19 protein-coding genes and 1 pseudogene are annotated in these 20,986 nt (G+C 29.2%); 11 read left to right on the top strand and 9 right to left on the bottom strand.

Annotated features, from left to right (window positions below; genetic code table 11):
• Positions 1-40: 40 nt before the first annotated feature.
• From dnaK to AC5SLW_RS06670, 5 genes are read left to right on the top strand one after another with little or no spacing between them, the layout of a single operon-like run.
• A complete protein-coding gene (gene dnaK, locus AC5SLW_RS06690; RefSeq protein ID WP_494575093.1) occupies positions 41-1,984 on the top strand; it encodes a molecular chaperone DnaK in 1,944 nt (647 codons plus the stop codon).
• A gap of 32 nt (positions 1,985-2,016) precedes the next feature.
• A complete protein-coding gene (gene dnaJ / locus AC5SLW_RS06685; protein WP_494575091.1) occupies positions 2,017-3,147 on the top strand; it encodes a molecular chaperone DnaJ in 1,131 nt (376 codons plus the stop codon).
• Positions 3,148-3,183: 36 nt separating this feature from the next.
• Positions 3,184-3,960 carry a 4-hydroxy-tetrahydrodipicolinate reductase gene (gene dapB / locus AC5SLW_RS06680; protein WP_494575088.1) on the top strand — a complete coding sequence of 259 codons (777 nt, stop codon included), beginning with the start codon at positions 3,184-3,186 and terminating at the stop codon, positions 3,958-3,960.
• A complete protein-coding gene (gene nth, locus AC5SLW_RS06675; protein WP_494575086.1) occupies positions 3,960-4,613 on the top strand; it encodes an endonuclease III in 654 nt (217 codons plus the stop codon). The genes dapB and nth overlap by 1 nt, the downstream gene beginning before the upstream one ends.
• A 1-nt stretch (position 4,614) precedes the next feature.
• Positions 4,615-5,544, top strand: a complete 930-nt coding sequence (locus AC5SLW_RS06670) for an adenosine kinase (RefSeq protein WP_494575084.1) — start codon at positions 4,615-4,617, stop codon at positions 5,542-5,544.
• Between the two features lie 6 nt (positions 5,545-5,550).
• Here the strand turns inward: AC5SLW_RS06670 and AC5SLW_RS06665 are convergent, their stop codons facing one another.
• A complete protein-coding gene (locus AC5SLW_RS06665) occupies positions 5,551-6,132 on the bottom strand; it encodes a winged helix-turn-helix domain-containing protein (protein WP_494575082.1) in 582 nt (193 codons plus the stop codon).
• Between the two features lie 20 nt (positions 6,133-6,152).
• On the opposite strand from AC5SLW_RS06665, the gene AC5SLW_RS06660 reads away from it, so the two are divergent.
• Positions 6,153-6,641: a L,D-transpeptidase family protein gene (locus AC5SLW_RS06660; RefSeq protein WP_018413713.1), complete on the top strand. Its 489-nt coding sequence runs from the start codon at positions 6,153-6,155 to the stop codon at positions 6,639-6,641.
• On the opposite strand, the gene AC5SLW_RS06655 is transcribed toward AC5SLW_RS06660, so the two are convergent.
• Positions 6,638-7,288 (bottom strand): YggS family pyridoxal phosphate-dependent enzyme, encoded by a 651-nt coding sequence (locus AC5SLW_RS06655; protein WP_494575079.1) that lies wholly within the window; start codon positions 7,286-7,288, stop codon positions 6,638-6,640. The genes AC5SLW_RS06660 and AC5SLW_RS06655 overlap by 4 nt on opposite strands.
• Between AC5SLW_RS06655 and AC5SLW_RS06650 the strand changes: the two genes are divergently transcribed.
• Positions 7,283-7,825 (top strand): thiamine phosphate synthase, encoded by a 543-nt coding sequence (locus AC5SLW_RS06650; protein WP_494575077.1) that lies wholly within the window; start codon positions 7,283-7,285, stop codon positions 7,823-7,825. The genes AC5SLW_RS06655 and AC5SLW_RS06650 overlap by 6 nt on opposite strands.
• 36 nt (positions 7,826-7,861) lie before the next feature.
• Here AC5SLW_RS06650 and AC5SLW_RS06645 read toward each other — a convergent pair whose 3' ends face one another.
• Positions 7,862-8,821: a porin gene (locus AC5SLW_RS06645; RefSeq protein ID WP_494575075.1), complete on the bottom strand. Its 960-nt coding sequence runs from the start codon at positions 8,819-8,821 to the stop codon at positions 7,862-7,864.
• Between the two features lie 212 nt (positions 8,822-9,033).
• Here AC5SLW_RS06645 and AC5SLW_RS06640 point away from each other — a divergent pair, with 212 nt between their 5' ends.
• From AC5SLW_RS06640 to holA, 4 genes are read left to right on the top strand one after another with little or no spacing between them, the layout of a single operon-like run.
• A complete protein-coding gene (locus tag AC5SLW_RS06640) occupies positions 9,034-9,588 on the top strand; it encodes a DUF3576 domain-containing protein (RefSeq protein WP_018413709.1) in 555 nt (184 codons plus the stop codon).
• A 29-nt stretch (positions 9,589-9,617) separates the two neighbouring features.
• A complete protein-coding gene (gene leuS / locus AC5SLW_RS06635; RefSeq protein WP_494575073.1) occupies positions 9,618-12,152 on the top strand; it encodes a leucine--tRNA ligase in 2,535 nt (844 codons plus the stop codon).
• A gap of 3 nt (positions 12,153-12,155) precedes the next feature.
• A complete protein-coding gene (locus tag AC5SLW_RS06630) occupies positions 12,156-12,620 on the top strand; it encodes a hypothetical protein (RefSeq protein ID WP_494575071.1) in 465 nt (154 codons plus the stop codon).
• A gap of 17 nt (positions 12,621-12,637) precedes the next feature.
• Positions 12,638-13,612 (top strand): DNA polymerase III subunit delta, encoded by a 975-nt coding sequence (holA, locus tag AC5SLW_RS06625; RefSeq protein ID WP_494575069.1) that lies wholly within the window; start codon positions 12,638-12,640, stop codon positions 13,610-13,612.
• Here holA and AC5SLW_RS06620 read toward each other — a convergent pair.
• The 6 genes and pseudogenes from AC5SLW_RS06620 to AC5SLW_RS06595 all read right to left on the bottom strand — a co-directional run bounded on the left by AC5SLW_RS06620 (position 13,602) and on the right by AC5SLW_RS06595 (position 20,945).
• Complete coding sequence (locus AC5SLW_RS06620) at positions 13,602-14,450, bottom strand: ParB/RepB/Spo0J family partition protein (protein ID WP_494575067.1); 849 nt, start codon at positions 14,448-14,450, stop codon at positions 13,602-13,604. The genes holA and AC5SLW_RS06620 overlap by 11 nt on opposite strands.
• A complete protein-coding gene (locus AC5SLW_RS06615) occupies positions 14,450-15,244 on the bottom strand; it encodes a ParA family protein (RefSeq protein ID WP_018413704.1) in 795 nt (264 codons plus the stop codon). Before AC5SLW_RS06615 ends, AC5SLW_RS06620 begins: the two co-directional genes overlap by 1 nt.
• A 13-nt stretch (positions 15,245-15,257) precedes the next feature.
• Positions 15,258-15,893: pseudogene (locus tag AC5SLW_RS06610) on the bottom strand (16S rRNA (guanine(527)-N(7))-methyltransferase RsmG); the annotation flags it as partial.
• Positions 15,893-17,764 carry a tRNA uridine-5-carboxymethylaminomethyl(34) synthesis enzyme MnmG gene (gene mnmG, locus AC5SLW_RS06605; RefSeq protein WP_494575064.1) on the bottom strand — a complete coding sequence of 624 codons (1,872 nt, stop codon included), beginning with the start codon at positions 17,762-17,764 and terminating at the stop codon, positions 15,893-15,895. The pseudogene AC5SLW_RS06610 and the gene mnmG, both read right to left, overlap by 1 nt.
• Positions 17,765-17,929: 165 nt before the next feature.
• Positions 17,930-19,261, bottom strand: coding sequence for a tRNA uridine-5-carboxymethylaminomethyl(34) synthesis GTPase MnmE (gene mnmE, locus AC5SLW_RS06600; protein WP_494575062.1), 1,332 nt, complete (start codon positions 19,259-19,261; stop codon positions 17,930-17,932).
• A 7-nt stretch (positions 19,262-19,268) separates the two neighbouring features.
• Positions 19,269-20,945 (bottom strand): O-linked N-acetylglucosamine transferase, SPINDLY family protein, encoded by a 1,677-nt coding sequence (locus tag AC5SLW_RS06595; RefSeq protein ID WP_494575060.1) that lies wholly within the window; start codon positions 20,943-20,945, stop codon positions 19,269-19,271.
• Positions 20,946-20,986: the final 41 nt, after the last annotated feature.

Below are 20,986 nucleotides of genomic sequence, written 5' to 3'. Positions count from 1 at the left end.
ATTAAAAATTAACACTTATATGAAGGGAAGGAATTAAATTATGAGCAAAATTATAGGAATAGATTTAGGAACAACAAATTCATGTGTTTCTATCATGGAAGGTAGTCAGCCAAAAGTTTTAGAAAATGCTGAGGGTGCAAGAACAACTCCTTCAGTTGTAGCTTTTACTGAGGATGGGGAAAAACTTGTAGGTCAACCTGCAAAAAGACAAGCTGTAACTAACCCTGAAAATACTATTTTTGCTGTAAAAAGATTAATTGGAAGAAGTTTTGAAGACCCTACTGTAAAAAAAGATATTGCAGCTGCACCTTTTAAAATTGTGAATTCAGAAAAGGGAGATGCTTGGATTGAAGCTAAAGGGGAAAAATATTCACCTTCTCAAATTTCAGCTTTTATTCTTCAAAAGATGAAAGAAACAGCTGAAAAATATTTAGGCCAAGAAGTAACGAAAGCTGTAATTACAGTTCCCGCATATTTTAATGATGCTCAAAGACAAGCAACAAAAGATGCTGGTAAAATTGCTGGTCTTGAAGTTTTAAGAATTATTAATGAACCAACAGCTGCTTCTCTTGCTTACGGTTTAGATAAAAAACAAAATAAAAAAATTGCTGTTTATGACCTTGGTGGTGGAACTTTTGATGTCTCTATCCTTGAGTTGGGTGATGGTGTATTTGAAGTTAAATCTACAAATGGTGATACATTTTTAGGTGGTGAAGACTTTGACAATACAATCGTTGATTATTTAATTGGTGAATTTAAAAAAGATTCTGGAATTGATTTAAGATCAGATAAATTGGCTCTTCAAAGATTAAAAGAAGCTGCTGAAAAAGCAAAAATTGAATTATCTTCTGCAGAGCAAACAGACGTTAATTTACCTTTTATAACAGCTGATAAAACTGGTCCAAAACATATCAATCTAAAAATGACTAGAGCAAAATTAGAAGCTTTGGTTGAAGATTTAATCTCAAGAACATTACCACCATGTAAAACTGCTCTTAAAGATGCAGGGCTTACTGCAAGTGAAATTGATGAAATTGTAATGGTTGGTGGAATGACAAGAATGCCTAAAGTTCTATCTGAAGTTAAAAACTTTTTTGGTAAAGAACCTAATAAAAGTGTAAACCCTGATGAAGTTGTTGCAATGGGTGCTGCAATCCAAGCTGGTGTTCTTCAAGGAGACGTTAAAGATGTGCTTCTTTTAGATGTAACACCTTTATCGCTTGGAATTGAAACATTAGGTGGGGTTTCAACAAAATTAATTGAAAAAAATACAACAATACCAACAAAAAAAAGCCAGGTATTTTCTACAGCTGATGACAATCAACCTGCTGTATCAATCAGAGTGCTTCAAGGTGAAAGAGAAATGGCATCTGACAATAAAATGTTAGGAAATTTTGAGCTAGTTGGAATTGCGCCTGCTCCAAGAGGAGTGCCTCAAATAGAAGTAACTTTTGATATTGATGCAAATGGAATTGTGAGTGTTTCTGCTAAAGATAAAGGAACTGGGAAAGAACAAAAAATTCAAATCCAGGCCTCAGGTGGCTTAAGTGATGAAGAGATTGAAAAAATGGTAAAAGATGCTGAAGCAAATAAAGAAGAGGACAAAAAGAAAAGAGAATCTGTTGATGTTAGAAATCAAGCAGACACTCTTTTACACTCTACTGAAAAAAATCTAAAAGAGCATGGTGCCAAAGTTTCTGATGTTGATAGAAAAGCAATTGAAGATGCCTCAACTGACTTAAAAGAAGCTATTAAAGGAACTGATACCGAAGAAATTAAAAAGAAAACTGAAACTTTAGTTCAAGCCTCTATGAAGTTAGGTGAAGCAATTTATAAATCTCAAGAGAAAAAAGAAGGCTCACCAAAAGAAGGTGATAAAAATGATGAAGGAAAAAAAGACGATAATGTAGTTGATGCTGACTTTGAAGAAGTTAAAGAAGAAAGCAAAGAAGGCAAAGAAGAAGATAAAGAAAAAAGCGCCTAAGACTTACAGCAACTATCATCTTAAAGTAACTTATGGCTAAAAGAGATTTTTATGACGTCTTAGGGGTTAGCAAAAGTGCAAGTCCTGAAGAATTAAAATCTGCTTACCGTAAATTAGCTGTAAAATATCACCCAGACAAAAACCCAGGTGATAAAGCCTCAGAAGATAAATTTAAAGAAGCTGGTGAAGCTTACGGCATCCTTTCAGATAAAGAAAAGAAGCAAAACTACGATAACTTTGGTCACGCTGCTTTTGAGGGTGGTGGAGGCAGACAAGGTGGAGGCTTTGGTGGTGGTTTTGGTGGAGCAGATTTTTCAGATATTTTTGAAGATTTTTTTGGAGATTTTGGTGGTGGACAATCAAGAGGAAGACGAAAAACTAATAATAGAGGTTCTGATCTTCGATATGATTTATCTATTACCCTCGAAGAAGCATATGAGGGTAAAAAACAAGATATAAAATTCTCAACTACAGAAAAATGTAATACTTGTAGAGGTAATGGCTCTAAACCTGGTCATTCTCCAGATAGATGTACGGTTTGTGGTGGAAATGGAAAAGTAAGATCTAACCAAGGTTTTTTTACAGTTCAACAAACTTGTCCTCAATGTGCAGGCTCTGGTGAAGAAATAACAAATCCATGTACAGATTGTAATGGTCAAGGAAACAAACAAGCCTCCAAAAAAATATCAGTTACAATACCTAAGGGTGTCGATGATGGAACTAGGATTAGATTAGCTGGAAAAGGAGAAGCAGGTTCTAAAGGTGGAGCAAGTGGTGATCTTTATCTATTTGTAAATGTTCATTCACATGATTTATTTAAAAGGTCTGATGAAAACTTATTCTTTGAATTTCCTATATCCATTGCTGATGCAGCTTTAGGAACCACAATAGAGATACCAACAATTGATGGTGGAAAAGCTAAAATTAAAATACCTGATGGAACTCAAAATGGAAAACAATTTAGGCTAAAAGGTAAAGGCATGCCTTATATGAGAGGTAGTGGAAATGGAGACCTTTATGTCCAAGTAAATACTGAAGTTCCTATTTCTTTAAATAAAGAACAAAAAGAGTTACTTGAAAAATTTAGAGAAATTGAAAATGAAAAGTCCAATCCAAGTATCAAACAATTCTTTCAAAAAGCAAAAAGTTTTTGGAAAAACTAAAGACTAATTAACTAAAAAAGGTTAATATTTTCCTAGATGAAAAAAATTAATTTAGCTATTTCTGGCTGTCTAGGGAGAATGGGTCAACAGCTTATTAAATCCTCAAAAAATAATAAAAACTTTGAACTAACTGCTCTAACAGAAAACAAAGCTATCAATAAAAAAATTGCTGGTATCAAGCTTGATGTAAACACCGAACAAACTTTTAAAAAAACTGATGTAATAATAGATTTTACAGTCCCAAACTGTACTTTAGATATTTTAAAAATTGCCTCAAAATTAAAAAAAAGAGTAGTAATTGGAACAACAGGATTTAATCAAAAAGAAGAGGCCTTGATTAAAAAATTTTCAAAAACCATTCCAATTTTAAAAGCTGGGAATATGAGCCTTGGTGTTAATTTATTAATGTATTTAACTGAAATTGCCTCAAAGTCACTAAATGAAGAATATTTGAGCAAGGTATTTGAAGTTCATCACAAACACAAAAAAGATTACCCATCAGGAACAGCTTTAATGCTAGGAAAAGGAATTGCAGATGGAAAAAATAAAAACCTTTATAACTTAATGGGTAAAAAATTTTTAAATAAAAAATCTTTTCCTTATGGAAAAAAAATTAATTTCAATTCAATTAGAAAAGGTGAAATTATTGGTGAACATGAAGTTACATTTTCTAGTGGAAAAGAAATAATAAAATTAAATCATGAGGCTTTTGATAGAGCACTTTATTCAGATGGAGCTCTAACTGCTGCAAAATGGTTGATTAATAAAAAACCAGGACTTTATTCGATGAGAGATTTATTGAACTTTAAATAATGGATGAACAAGATAAAGCAAAAAAAATACTAAAGATTTTAAATAAACTTTATCCAACAACTCCTATCCCGCTAGATCATACTAGTAACTTTACTCTCTTAATGTCAGTTCTTTTATCGGCACAATGTACTGATCTAAATGTTAATAATGTAACTAAAAATATATATCCAAAATATAATAGACCTGAACATTTTGTAAAATTAGGCAAAAAACGAATAGAAAAATTGATTAAAAGTATTGGTCTCTTTCGAGTTAAGGCTAAAAGTATTTATTTGATGTCTAAACAGCTTCTTGAAAGGCATGGAGGCAAAGTACCCAAAAGCTTTGAAGAGCTGGAAAAACTGCCGGGTGTAGGCCATAAAACTGCAAGTGTAGTTATGTCTCAAGGTTTTGGAGTTCCAGCATTTGCCGTTGATACTCACATCCATAGATTGGCTCAAAGATGGGGTTTAACGAATGGCAAAAATGTAATTCAAACTGAAAAAGATTTAAAAAGAATATTCCCAGAAAAAACATGGAGCAAATTGCATTTACAAATAATTTATTATGGAAGAGAATTTTGTAAGGCAAGGGAATGTTATGGTTTGACTTGTAAAATTTGCACGACTTGTTATCCTAATCGAAAAAATCCAGTTAAAATAAAAAAAACTTAATATGAAAATACTAGGAATTGGTAATGCCATTGTTGACGTCATTTGTAAAGTTGATGACCAATATTTAATAAATAATCAATTAACAAAAAGTACAATGAAACTGGTTGACGAAATAGAATTTAAAAAACTTTTATCAAGTCTTAAGATAGACCAAACTATCTCTGGTGGATCAATTGCAAACTCTATTGTTGGATTATCACAATTAGGAAATGATGTCGGGTTTATAGGTAAAGTTAACGATGATGATTTAGGACAAAAATACGAAGAAGGTCTGACTAAAGAAAAAGTTCAATATTTTTATAATAAAAAAAAGGAAATCTCACCGACGGGGACTTGTTTAATCTTAATCACACCAGATGCTGAAAGAACTATGGTTACATTTTTAGGTATTGCTGGAAAAATTAACCCCAGTGATATTGATGAAAAAGCTGTAAAAGAAAGCGAAATGATATTTTTAGAGGGATATTTGTGGGATGAGGGTGAACCAAAGTCAGCTTTTGATAAAACCATGTTGCTCTCTAATACCAAAGTAATGTCCTTATCTGATCAATTTTGTGTAGAGAGACATAAAAGTGATTTTTTAGATTTAGTTCAAAATAAACTTGATATTACTTTTGCTAACGAACAAGAAATTAAATCATTAATTGACGCTAAAAACTTTGAGGATGTTATTGAATTTGGCAAACATTTGGGGAAACTTTTAATTGTTACACGCGGTGAAAAAGGAAGTATTGCCATTAAAAATGAAGAAATTGTAGAATGTCAAACTAAACCAAATTTAAAAATTGTAGACTTAACGGGTGCTGGAGATCTCTTTGCAGCTGGTTTTCTTCATGGACTAATTAATAATAGTTCAACAAAAGAATGTCTCGAAAAAGGTACTGAAATGTCTTCAAAGATAATTCAAAAAGTTGGAGCTAGATTAAATTAACCTATTTTAGTCAATAAAATAGCCATTTTTATGGCTTAATATAAATTTTTCATCTTTAAACAAATCACTTATTTTTTTTCGTAATCTATAAATATGTGTTTCTACCGTATGGGTTTCCATATTTGCTGCATAACCCCATATATTTTTTTGTAGGTCTTCAACATTGTGTTTAATTTTTTTATCATTTAAATATAATATAATTTCAATTTCCTTTTCTGTTAATCTCAACTTTAAATTATCTTTAGAAAAAAATTTAGAATTTAGATTTAATTCATAATCTTTAATTGTAATATTAGACTGTTGGGTAAATTTTAATTTAATTAATTTAATATTTATTAACTCTATTAATTTTTTAAAAGATAAAGGCAAATCAATAAAAGCTGAAAAATTTTTAGCATTTATATCATCATTTAATAGTAATTTATGATCTGTTTTTGAAATTACTAAATAATCTAATCTATTTAGATCAAATTTCTTTTTAAAATCTTCTTCATTCTCAATTTTTATAATTGTGAAAGATAAATTTTCTTTTATCTCGTCTAAAATTTCATATAGTGAATTAAAGTTTAAAATAAAAACATTTTGCATAATTATATTTAATATTACTTATGATAATTCATGTACCAAATAAAAACACTCTTATAATTGATGACTTTAAATTGAAATGCTGTGTTGGAAAAAGTGGCATAAATATTAATAAAAAAGAGGGGGATCATTCAACCCCAAAAGGGTCATTTAATTTAAGAAAATTGTATTTTAGAAAAGATCGCATTGGTATTCCAAAATGTAAAATTAATAAAAAGATCATTAAACAAGATATGGGTTGGTGTGATGATCCAAATGATAAAAAATATAATGAAGAAATTAAAACAAACAATAAAAATCTCAGAGAAAACCTGTATAGAAAAGATCATAAATATGATTATATAATTTCAATTAGCCACAATGAAAAAAAAATTCCAGGTAAAGGGAGCGCAGTATTTATTCATTTAACAGATAATTACAAACCAACCGCAGGATGTATTGCTTTAAAAAAAAAAGATTTTGAAATTTTACTAAAGTTAATTGATAAAAAAACTAAAATTAAAATAGGTTAACTTCTGCTACCAAATATTTTTGATCCCACTCTAACATATGTTGCATTATATCTAATTGCCTCTAGATAATCTCCTGACATACCCATACTTAAGTCTTTAAAATTTAATTGTTGATTTATTTTACTCATCTCAGAAAAGTGTTGCTCTGTATTTCCATCATTTGGTGGAATACACATGGTGCCAATAATATCTAAATTTAAATTTTTACAAAATTTATAAAAATCCATTAAGTTGTCTTTATTTATTCCAGATTTTTGATCTTCATTACCAATATTAACTTGAATAAATATCTTAGTATTTTTTTCTTGTTTTTTTTGCTCTTCCGAAATTTTAATTGCTAGTTTTTCACTATCTAAGGAGTGAATATAATCAAATATTCGTAATGCAAATTTAACTTTATTAGTTTGAAGTCTTCCGATCAAATGAAGCTTAATAGCATTATTTTTAAGCTTTATGTCACTCCACTTATCTAGCGCCTCCTGAACCTTATTTTCTCCATAATGCAAGTGCCCATGCTCTATTAGGGGTAAAATGTTTTCCATAGGGAAAGTTTTTGATACTGCTATAACTTTAGCTAATTCATCATCATTTGCTTTTGATTTGATAAGCTCTTCTATATAAATTAAATTTTTAACAGTGTTATGCATAATAAAACTTTAGATAGATATTACTTTATAAAAGAATTTGACCAAAGTCACATAGATAAACAGGATAAAAAAACAATCATAATATTTAGAAATTATGATAACAAAATTGATAAAAAAATAATTTTAACAATAAAAAATTATTGTAAGAAAAAAGGGAATAAGTTTTTAATTTCTAATAATATAAAATTAGCTATAAAACTTAATTTGGATGGTGCTTATATTCCATCATTTAATAAAGATAAAAAACACCTTTCTTATTCACTTAAAAAAAAATTCATTATCTTGGGCTCAGCTCACAATATTTATGAAATCAGAACAAAAGAATTGCAATTTGTTAATGCTATATTTCTATCTTCAATATTTAAAAAAAATAAAAATTATTTAGGTTTTAATAAATTTAAATCTCTCTCTCTTTTAAGTAATAAGCCTGTTATAGCCCTTGGTGGTATTTCTCACGACAACTTAAAGAAACTAAATCTTATTAATTGCCATGGCTTTGCTGGTATTTCTTTTTTTGAACAAAAAAAAGGCCCCTAAAAAGGGGCCCTTTTATTAATTTGTGTTCTAAATTAATTAGAATGCAAATGATAAGTTAAGTTCATAACCTTCTGTGTCGTTAGTAGCAACACCAGCAACATTATCTACATCGTTCATCACACCTGCGATAGTCATACCACCTGAAGTGAATGAAGCAGAGATACCTGAAGCTTCTTGCGTTCCAGTAGTACCAACTACAGACTCAGACTGGTTGTATGCGATAGTTATATTATCACTAACTGCATATGAAATACCAAAAGCTTCGAAGTCGATATCACTCGCATCAGCAGCTGCATCAGCTTCATTTTCTTGGTAACCAACTGTTACTGAACCATAAGTGTATTTAACATACATAGCTGTATGTTCGATTTCTGTACCAGTTGTTTCTTCAGTATCACCTTGACCATAACCAACAGTTAAACCGTCAACCATTTCTGGTGAGTATGCAATAGCAAAGTCAGAGTATGACACATCAGTAACAGCATCAGATGCATTTAAATATGCCATAGTTATTGTTGCACCACTAAATGATGGTGATGTATAAGTAAACATATTGTTACCTGATAAACCACCAACTAGTGTACCTGTATCAGCACCAGTAACAGCATCCCAAGACTCTTCATAAGCGTTTGGAGTTACGTCATCAATTGCACTCATTGCAGAACTTCCACCGTGACCTGCGAACGTAATTGTTCCCATTCCATTAGTGTCTAAAGTCATGCTGTGGCTATCCAATTCATTGCCAGTATCTGCAGCATCACCATCTAGCTCATAAGATACGCTGATAGTCATACCGTTGTCCATCTCACCTGATCCGCTAAAAGTGATTGAATCACCCATAGAGAATTGGTTACCACTGATAGCAGTACCGTTAGTATCAGCGTCTGCTATTGTTAAAGAAGCACCACCTGAAACTGATAATTCACCAGCATGTGCAGAAAATGCAACTAGAGAACCAGCTAAAGCTGATAATCCGATTTTTTTAAAGTTGTTCATATTTTTCCTTTGTTTGTTGTTATTGTTTAATATTAAACTCCGAATAAATACCAGATAATCTGCTTAATTATTGATTTTCTGCTATTTAAGATTAAAATTTTTATAAATGTGATATTTTTATCACATTATTTAAACGTTTAATTATATAGTTTTTTCTCATATTTTTTATATATGGTATATGTATTCTCATTCTTAATAATAAAACTAATATAATGCATAAATTACGCTTTTTAATTATAATTTTAATAGCATCCATAAGTTTAACGTCCTGCCAACTAGCAAAAATGGGTGGAGATGCAAAAAAGAACCCTCCAGATCCAACTTTGAGAGTTAAAAAAAACCTCGAAGAAGGAAGGGGTTTTAGGCTGATGGACATGAATAAAAATAAAGGAAGTGGAGTTTTTGAATTTGCAAGCTCAAATGAATTATGGAGAGCTTCACTTGATACTATTGATTTTATGCCTTTAGCTTCTGTTAATTATAGTGGTGGTATTATAATTACCGATTGGTACTCAACCGATCAAAATTCAAACGAGAGTATTAAAATCTCAATTAGATTTTTGTCAAATGAAATACGTGCTGATGGATTAGACATAAAAATTTTTAATAGGGTATGTACAGCTCAAAGTAATTGTACGATATCAGAAAAAACTGGGACACTAATTCCTGAATTAAAAAGCAAAATTTTAAAAACAGCATCAATTTACGAAAAACAAAATATTGATAAGAATTTTAAACCTTATGTATCAAGTGACGCTCGTAATTAATTAACAATATATCAATTAATTTAAGTTTTGTGGAAAGATATAATTTCAAAACCATTGAAAAAAAATGGCAAACCTATTGGGAAGAAAAAAAAGTCTTCTCCACAAAAGTAGATAAGACAAAAGAAAAATTTTATTGTCTAGAAATGTTTCCTTACCCTTCTGGGAAAATTCATATGGGTCATGTAAGAAATTATACAATTGGTGATGTGCTAGCACGTTATAAGGCCTTACAAGGTTATAATGTACTTCATCCAATGGGATGGGACTCGTTTGGTATGCCAGCAGAAAATGCCGCAAGACAAAATAATTTAGATCCTAAGACTTGGACTGAATCAAATATTGAAACTATGAGATCCCAACTTAAAAAACTTGGGCTATCAATTGATTGGGATAAAGAAATTTCAACTTGTTCGCCTGAATATTATAAACATCAACAAGAATTTTTTTTAGACCTGTATGACAAAGGATTAGTTTACAGAAAAGAGAATTATGTTAACTGGGATCCGGTTGATCAAACTGTTCTTGCTAATGAGCAAGTTGTAGATGGCAAGGGTTGGAGATCGGGAGCCATAGTTGAAAGAAAGAAGTTAAATCAATGGTTTTTTAACATCTCAAAATTCTCAGAAGAACTTTTGCAAGGGTTAGATGGATTGGATAATTGGCCCAATAAAGTAAAAGTGATGCAAAAAAACTGGATAGGTAAATCATTTGGCTGTGAAGTTAAGTTTGAAATTGAAAGTGAAAAGCCTATTGAAAGTATTAAGTGTTACACAACAAGGCCTGACACATTATTTGGTTTTTCTTTTCTTGCTCTTTCAGTTGATCACCCTATAGCAAAATATTATGAGGAAGATAAAGAATTTCAAAAATTTAGAGAAGAATGCTCTAAAACAGGAACTACTGAAGAGTCCATCGCTTCTGCAGAAAAACTTGGTTTTAAAACTGATATGATTGCAGTTAACCCACTAGATAAAAATATGAAAGTTCCAGTTTATTTTGCAAACTTTGTTTTAATGGATTATGGATTAGGTGCTGTTTTTGGTTGTCCTGCACATGATCAACGAGATTTAGATTTTGCAAAAAAATATAATTTAAAAATTACACCTGTTGTAAAGCCTGAAAAAGATAAAGACTCTGAAATAAATAACGAGGCATATACGGGTGAAGGATATCTTTATAATTCAGATTTTCTTGATGGTTTAAAAGTTCCAAGTGAATCTATTGTTAAAACTATAGAATTTCTTGAAAAGAATAACCTGGGGACAAAAAAAACTAATTATCGATTAAAAGATTGGGGTATATCAAGACAAAGATATTGGGGTTGTCCCATTCCAATGGCCTATGATGAAAATGATCAACCTATTAAAATTCCAAGAGATATGCTGCCTGTTAAACTTCCAGAAATTGAGAAATTAAACAATACGGGAAACCCTTTAGACTCTGAAGATAGCTGGAAATTTTTTATCTTAGATGGCAAAAAATATAGGAGAGAAACCGATACATTGGATACTTTTGTGGATTCTTCTTGGTATTTTTTAAGGTTTTGCTCACCTCACAATTTAGATCTTGGTTTCACTCAAGAAGAAGCTAACTACTGGATGCCAGTTGACCAGTATATCGGAGGTGTTGAACATGCTATTTTACATTTATTATACTCAAGGTTTTTTATGCAAGCACTCTCTTTTAAAAATGATGATTTTAAATTAAAAGAACCGTTTGATGGATTGTTTACACAAGGAATGGTTTGTCACGAAACTTACAAAGACCAAAATAATAAATGGTTAAGTCCAGAAGAAGTGTCTTCTGAAGATGGTAAAGAATTTTATAAAAAAGATAATCCTTCTGAAAAAGTAATTGTTGGACCAACCGAGTCTATGTCAAAATCTAAAAAAAATACAATAGATCCAGAGAATATAATAAAAAATTATGGGGCAGATTCTGTTAGATTATTTATTTTATCAGACAGTCCTCCAGAAAAAGATGTACAATGGTCTGATCAAGGAATGTTAGCGTCATTTAAATTTGTTCAAAAACTATGGACATTAAATTCTAAAATTTTAAATAAAATAAAAAATAATGACCAAGGCGGTGAAGGTAACGATTTAACTAAATTTACTAATCAACTAATTAATAAAATAACCCAAAACCTAGAAAAGTTTCATTATAACGTAATAGTTGCTAACTTTTATGAAATGTATAATTTTTTAATCAAAGAAATAGACAAACCTATAAAAAAAGAGATTTTAATTGAAAATTATAAAAAAATTTTAATTCTAATGAATCCATTTATTCCACATTTTTCAAATGAATGTTTAAATACCATTAATGAAAATCAAATAAATTGGCCAAAAATTTCAAAGGAAGATTTAATAGAAGAAGATATTAACTTTGTTGTTCAGATAAATGGTAAAAAAAGAGCTATTTTAAAGGTAAAAAGAGATGTTGTTGAAAAAGAAATTTTAGAGATCATAAAAACAAACCTAGAAATTGAAAAATTTCTAAAAGACCAAAAAATAAAAAAATCAATATTTGTACCCAATAGACTTATAAATATTATACTATAAAAAATGTTCCAAAAACAAATTATACTTCTTCTTTTATTGCTACTATCATCTTGTGGGTATGAAGCAATATACTCCAAAAAGAATTCTATAAATTATAGTTTTTCAGTAAGTGAATTAAACTTTGTTGGAGATAAAACAGTTAATCTAAAGATCAAAGAAAAACTAAATAACTATGCTCAAGATAAAAAAGAGAAAGACTTTATACTAAAAATTTCTAGCACTTCAGAAAAAGTAATTTTATCAAAAAATACTGCTGGTGACGCAACTTCCTTTAAAAATTCAATTTCTATTAATGTAGAAGTTTTGATGAACAATAAATTTAAAAGCAATTTCGTAATTTTGGAAAGTTTTAATTATAATAATATTTCTAATAAATTTGATTTAAAGCAGCTTGAAAAAGATATTAAAAATAATTTGGCTGAGACAGCTTCTGATAAATTAATTTTTAAACTATCTGATATTCAATGATACTAAAGTCGTTTGAATTGAACAAAATAAAACTAAATAATTATAAATTTTATCTATTCTATGGTGATAATGAAGGTCTAAAAGAAGAAAATATTAAAAATTTATTTGAAAAAAATTATAAAGATAAAATTCATAGATATGAAGAAAAAGAGATATTAGATGATATTAATATTTTTTTTAATAGTGTTCTTACTAAATCCTTTTTTGATAATGAAAAACTCATAATTATTAATAGAGCTACAGATAAAATTAAAACAGTCATAGAAGAGTTGATGGAGAAAAACCTTGAGGATATACAAATTATCTTAAATTCAAAAAATTTGGAAAAAAGATCTAGCTTAAGAAAACTCTTCGAAAAAGAAGGATCAATTGTATGTATCCCGTTTTATGAAGATAATAATCAAACTTTAAACTCAATTATTAGTCTTTTTTTTAGAAATAAAAAAATCCCAATATCTCAACAATTAATTAATGTCTTAGTAGAAAGAAGCAGGGGTGATAGAAAAAACCTGAATAATGAATTAGAAAAGATTGAAAATTTTTCATTAAATAAAAAAAATTTGAACATTCAAGAAATAATTAAATTAACTAACCTTGCAGACAATTATAGTGCTTCTGAACTAGTGGATCACTCTCTTGCTAAAAATACCAGGAAAACAGTCGCTATTTTAGGTGAAAACAACTATTCAGACGAAGATAATATTATAATAATTAGAACATTATTAGCTAAACTAAAAAGACTAGTTAAAATTCATGAATTGGTTAATGAAAAAAACAATATTGAACAAGCAATTTCTGCTTGTAAACCACCAATTTTTTGGAAAGATAAACCTCTTGTTACTCAGCAAATAAGGTCTTGGAAAAAAGATGGGTTAGAGCAGTTAATTTATAAAACTAATGAAATTGAACTTTTAGTTAAAAAAAACTCAGCGCTTGCTAAAAATATATTGGCAGATTTTATAATTAATAATTCAAAAAAAACTAATAATTAGATTTAATAATTTCAATTATTTTATTCAACTGATCTAAATCTTTATATTCTAATAATAAAGATCCTGAATTATTTTTTTTATTTTTAATTAAAACATTAAGACCAATTTTTTCTCTAATTGAGTTCTCTAAGACTTGTAAGTTAATATCCTTAGATTTTTTAAGAGAGTGCTTTTTAGTTTTAAATATTTTAACAAAATTTTCTGACTGTCTAACTGAGAAATTTTTTTCAATTATTTTATTTGCAACAAACTCTGCATTATCCAGACCTACTAAAATTTTTGCATGTCCTGCTGATAATTTTTGCGTTTCAATTAACTTTAAAACTGCTTGAGGAAGGTTAAGTAATCTCAAACAATTAGCAATATGGCTTCTACTTTTTCCAATAAATTGCGCTACTTTTTCTTGATCATATGAAAACTCTTCAATAAGACGCTGATAACCTTGTGCTTCTTCTATTACATTTAAATCATTTCTTTGAACATTCTCAATAATTGCAAATTCTAAAGATTTTAAATCACCTACGTCCGTAATAACCACTGGAACTTCATGTAGTCCTGCTTTTTGTGCTGACAACCACCTTCTCTCTCCTGCAATTATCTCATACTTTGAGCTACCTTCACTAGATCTTCTGACAATAATCGGCTGAATAATACCCCTCTCTTTTATTGAGTTAGTTAAATCTTGTAAACTTTCCTCATCAAATGTTTTTCTTGGCTGAAATTTATTACTTACGAGATCAGATATCGAAACTTTATTGATATTTATTTCGGCTTTTGTTTCACCTATTAAAGATGACAAACCTCTACCTAGGCCTTTTTTTATTTTATTTGCATCCATTATGCGGCGCTCCCTATTTTTTGTTCTTGATTAATAAATTCATCTGTAAAGTTAAAATATGATTTACTACCAGGACAAGATTTATCATACATTAAAACTGGCATGCCATGGGACGGTGCCTCGGACAGTCTAACATTTCTTGGAATTACTGTTAGATAAACTTTTTCATTAAAATAGTCTCTTGCTTCTTTTTCAACTTGTGTAGATAGCTTATTTCTTTTATCAAACATTGTTAAAAGTATGCCTCTAATTTTTAATTCAGGATTTAAATTAACTTTTATCCGTTCTATGGTTTTCATTAGCTGGGTTAAACCCTCCAAAGCAAAAAATTCAGTCTGCAGTGGAACTAGTAGTGAGTGAGAAGACACAAGAGCCATAACCGTAAGCAAGCTTAGTGATGGTGGACAGTCTATAAGCACATAATCATAGGTTGCTCTAGAATCATTTAAATAAGCGGTTAATTCGCGTTTTAAAATAAATGCTCTCATGCTATCATCGGCTGTCTCAACCTCAAGCCCAGATAAATCTACATTTGAAGTGATAATATCTAAATTTTTAAACGCTGTTTTTCTAATCACATCAGAAATGACTCTTGTTCCATTCAGCACCCCATAAATAGTATCTGTCGAATCTTCTAAATTTGAAAGACCAAGACCTGTAGTAGCGTTTCCTTGTGGGTCAAGGTCTATTACTAAAACTTTTTTTTCGTGTTGGGCTAAACCTGCTGCAAGATTAATTACTGTTGTTGTTTTTCCAACCCCACCCTTTTGATTTATGATAGAAATAATTTGCATTTAGTTTTTTAATTTTTTTTTTAATTTTTTTTATATTTAATAAAAATGAATCATCGCTCGTAATACTTTTTTTTTTTTCAAAATCAAAATCCCAATTCATTAAAGTTTCTTCTAAAACTTTTTCTCCATTTTTTCCCATGAATACAATTAAATTTTTATAACTGCTAAAATTTTTATAAACTAAATCTAAAATTATTGGTAAAGGTTTAAAAGCTCTTGCCATTATTGTACCCGAGTCTAAATTTTCTGCTTCAAAAATATTTTCTTGCATAACTTCAGTATTTAATTTTAAATCTCTAGACACTTTTCTTAAAAAGCAGCTTTTATAGTGACTTTTTTCATATAAATGAACTTTGGCTAAATTTTTTTGATTTTTAATCATAATTGATATAATTATACCTGGCATACCTCCACCTGAACCTATATCTGTTATAATATTACTATTTAAATCAATAAATTCAATAATTTGCGCTGAATCAGTTATATGACGCTCTCTAATTATCTCATTTTTAGCTGTTTCTTTACTTATTATATTAATTTTTTCATTTTCCTCCTGAAGCATAGATTTGAATAGATCAAACTCAATTAATGTTTCACGTGGAACATTTTGATTTTTTAGTAGTGGATAATTTTTAAAAATTTCTTCCATTAAGCTATTAGCTTAATAGACTTTCTTTTTACATGTGACAACAAAATATATACAGCAGCTGGAGTTATTCCATCAATTCTCAGTGCTTGTCCCATAGTTTTTGGTTTTATTTGTTTAAATTTGCCTTTTACCTCATTTGATAGTCCAGAAAGATCATCATAATTAACATTTTCAGGTATAACTAAATTTTCGTCTCTTTTAAATGCTAATATATCTGCTTTTTGTTTTTTAAGATAACCTCTGTAATGAGCATTTATTTCAATTTGCTCGTCTATTTTTTTATCAAAATAAGGAATTTCAGGCCAAATTTCTCTTATTTTTTTCATATCAACACCTTTTTGGGTTAATATTTCATAAGATTTCCTTATAATGCCATCTTTTGCAATTTTAATATCAAAATTATTTATTTTTGTTGGAGATATTGATGACTCAGACATTATTTTGGATATTATCGCTAATTTATGTTCTTTATCTTTAAAAATATCCTCTCTTTGTTTTGATATTAATCCAATTTCAATACCTTTATTTGTTAACCTTTGGTCGGCATTATCTGCTCTCAGACTTAGTCTATATTCTGCTCTTGAAGTGAACATTCTGTAGGGCTCTGCAACACCCTTTGTTACCAAATCATCTATCATAACTCCAATGTATGCATCTGATCTATCTAAAATAAATGGCTCTTCTTTCTTAAAAGATAGCGCAGCATTAATTCCAGCAATTAATCCTTGGGCTGCAGCTTCTTCATAACCAGTCGTTCCATTTATTTGTCCAGCAAGATATAAATGTTGAATTTTTTTAGTTTCAAGAGTTAAAAATAGTTCTCTGGGGTCAATATAGTCATATTCTATGGCATAACCTGGTCTAATTATCTTAACATTTTCTAAACCATTGATATTGTTACAAATTTCTTGCTGAACATCTTCAGGCAAAGATGTAGATATTCCATTTGGGTATATTGTGTGGTCATTCAGGCCCTCTGGCTCTAAATATATCTGATGACGGTCCTTATCTGCAAACTTTACTATCTTATCCTCTATTGAAGGACAGTATCTTGGGCCAACCCCCTGTATGCTACCTGAATACATCGCACTTTTTTTTAAATTTTTTTGGATTATCTTATGAACTTTTTCATTCGTATAAGTCATCCGACATGAAATTTTTTTGTTTAAATTTTTTTTTGTTAAGAAAGAAAAAAAGTAAGGATCTTCATCTGCAAACTGTTCTTCTAAATTATCATACTTAATTGTTCTAGCATCAAGCCTTGGTGGTGTTCCTGTCTTAAGTCTTCCTATTTTGAAATCATATTTTTCAAGTTGTTCACTTAACCCTGTTGAAGGCTTTTCATCAAACCTTCCAGCTGGTGTTCTTTCATCACCAATATGAATCAAACCATTCAAAAATGTGCCCGTTGTTAAGATTAACTTACCACATAAAATTTTTTTACCTGACTTTGTTTCAAAACCACTTATAGTGTTTTTATTAAAAATAAATTTTATTACAGGATCAGAAAAAATGCTTAAATTACAATAGTTTAGTAATTTTTCTTGCATATATTTACGGTATAATGATCTGTCTGATTGCGTTCTAGGCCCCTGTACCGCTGGCCCTCTACTTCTATTTAATAATCTAAATTGTATACCTGATTTATCTGCAACCTCTCCCATCACACCGTCTAAGGCATCTATCTCTCTTACAAGGTGACCTTTACCAAGACCACCTATCGCTGGGTTACAAGACATCTCTCCTATGGTCTCAATTTTGTGTGTAAATAGGGCAGTGTTAACACCAAGACGAGCAGACGCTGCAGCAGCTTCACAGCCAGCATGTCCTCCTCCAATAACTACTACCTCAAATGATAAATCATTTTTCATAAGTTAAATTTATAACTGATATAAATATTTACAAGCAGACAGTATTTTTTTAATAAATATTTCTTAAGTTAATTAAGGCTACGTTTTTATGATTAAAATTGAAGAATTAGTTATGGTTATCTACTAAAATAGAAAAAATAGACTAAAAAACCCCTTAAATGTTGATTATTTGCCAATGCAAAAATCATTGAAAATACTACCTAATATCTCTTCAACATCTACTTTTCCGACTATCATTCCTAAATGTCGTGTTGCTAAACGAAGATCTTCTGCAGCTTTATCAAAATCATCTGATTCATTTTTTTCCTCAAAGTTTTTTAAATAATTTAAGCTTTGTTCGAGATGTTGTCTGTGTCTTGCACGGGTAATTAAAATATCTTCACTTGTGATAAATTTATTTTTCAATTTATTTTTAATTTTTAAGATTAAATCTTCTAAGTTGAGATTATTTTTTACTGAAATTAAAACATGTTCATAATTTTTTATTTCAGAATTTAAATCTTCTTTTAAAAGATCAGATTTATTAACTACAAGTATTGCATTTTCATCCATCAATTCCTTCAAAACTCCTTTAAAATCAAAACTTTTGGCATCTACAACTATCAACTTTAGGTCTGCATTTTCTGCTTTATCAAGTGCTAATTTTATTCCTTTTTTTTCTATTTCATTTTTAGAGTCTCTAATTCCTGCAGTATCAGAAACAACAACTGGATAACCATCAATATTTAAATGAGTCTCAATTACATCTCTTGTTGTTCCAGCTATTTCTGAAACAATTGCAACATCTCGATTAGAAAGGTGATTTAGTAAACTAGATTTTCCAGCATTGGTTGGTCCTATGATTGCAATCTTAAAACCTTCTCTAATTCTTTCACCAACTTTCTGATCATCTAAAATTTTTTTTATATTTGAAATTACTTCATTAGAAATTTTTTTTATATTTTTCAAAATATCTTCAGGCAGGTCTTCATCTGGAAAATCTATTTTTGCTTCAACGTGTGATAAAATTTTTAAAAGTTTTTCTCTTAACTTATTAAACTTATCTGCAGAATTTCCATTCATAATTTTTATTGCTTGTTGTCTTTGAATTTCAGTTTCTGCCGAAATTAAATCTGCAATACTTTCTGCTTTGAGTAAATTTATTTTTCCATTTTGAAATGCAAGTTTTGTAAATTCACCCGGCTCGGCTAAACGACAATTTTCAATTTTTGAAATAGAGTGGTGTAGGGCATTAATTACTGCCTTGCTACCATGTATATGAAATTCAGCCATATCCTCACCTGTGTAGCTCTCAGGACCAGGAAACCACAATATTATACCCTCATCTATAAGTTCGGAAGTGTTGATTTTGTTGATTTTTCTTAATGTGGCAACTCTTGGTTTTGGAATCTCTTCATTTGTTAGTAATTTTACAATTTTATCCGTTTCAGGACCTGATACTCTAATTATCGCAATTCCAGAAAGGCCTGGCCCAGTAGATAAAGCATAGATGTTCATTAAAATATTATAATTGATTATAAACTGTTTCTAAAGATTTAAAAAACTCAAAAGAAAATTTACTTATATCAAACAATGAACTTGAGGTTCCCTCTTTAAATATTTTGTTTCTAATGGTGATTAGTTTCTCAGTATCATTACTTAATTCGATAGCTTTAAATATATAATCATTTTCATCATCAGCTATTAAATAGTTTAATCCTATATTCTTATTAATAGATTCGCCACACCTTGAATTAAAATTAAAGCCCTTCATCGTTAGAACGGGCACATTCATCCAAATGGCTTCAAAAGATGTGGTCACGCCATTATAAGGAAATGTATCGAGTGCTATATCAATTTTTTTATATACATTCAAATGATCTTCGTAAGACGAGGTTCTTTCAATAAAGGTTACTGACTCTAAAACATCATTCTTTTTAAAAAGCTCTTTTAGTTTTTCTGTATTTTTTTTTATCGATGATTTCAAAATCAACTTTGAGTTAGTAACTTCTTTAAGAATTTTAGACCAAGTTTCAACCACATTGTTATTTATCTTATTAAAATTATTAAATGACCCGAAGGTTATGTGCTTATTATTTTTAAAGGGAAGAGGGTTGTCTTTCCTTTTCAAGTCAAAACCTGAATGACAATTCCAAATTTCTGGTAAAAAAATTATTTTTTCTGTGTATAAATTTTCTTCGTTTGGATAAATTAAATTTCGGTCTGAAATAATAAAATCCATATTTCTCAATCCTGTTGTGTTGCAATATCCTAACCAGGAGATTTGTATTGGTGCCAACCTATTTTTAAAAAGTGCAATTCTATTTTCAGATGTAATACCCATAAGATCTATGATTATGTCTATTTTATTTTTTCTAATTAAATTGATAGCATCAGTATCATTCAATGTTTTAAGGTTAAAACTCTGATCAACTATTTCTTTAAAAAAGTTTGTGGTTTGGTCTTCTTTAGTATTATTAAAAAATAAAAATATTTGATATTTTTCTTTGTCATATTTAAGTAAAATTGTTTTTAAAAAATATGTTATTGAGTGCCTCCCAATAATATCAGCTGACAGAAAAGCTAGCCTAATTTTATCATTTTTATTTTTATGGATTTTAACTAATTTTTTCTCATCATATTTTGGTAAATTCTGTTCTAGAAGTTTTGATTGATCAAGAAAAAATTTTTGGTTTTGTTCTTTTTTAAAACAATTAAAATAAATATAACTACAAATAGTACTAATTTTGCAGTTTTTTTTTTGAACCAAGGATTTTAAATAAAACAAAATCATTTCTGAATTGTTAAGATGTTTATAAACACGTAGGATTGCTAAAATTAATCCTTCATTGTCTCCAAAAAACGAATTTGCTTCTTCAAAATAATGAAATATTTCTTTAAAATTAACTTCAGCATCAAAAAAATTATTAATATCAACAGAAGTGTTGATAAAGTTTACTAAGGAAAACAAACCATCATTTGTTTGTTTTTCATTAAAATACGCTTGCTTAAAAATTTTTGTTGCCCAAAGAAGATCTTCTTTTGATTTTCCATTAGATCTTAATGTTATACAGGCGCCTAATAAGTTTTGTATTGGTGTTGTCTTTTGTTTTTTTTCTGGGGTAGTTTGAATTGCAAAAATTAGTTCATTATATTTTTTTTCATAAAATAATTTTTTGAATGTTAAACTTTTTTCTTCCATTGAAATATATTATTATAATAAATATATTTAAAAAGATTATT

It is taken from the genome of Candidatus Pelagibacter sp. PS_40 (assembly GCF_059417765.1).
Note: the sequence above shows the minus strand (reverse complement) of the source record. Positions and strands in the feature narration are given on the sequence as shown.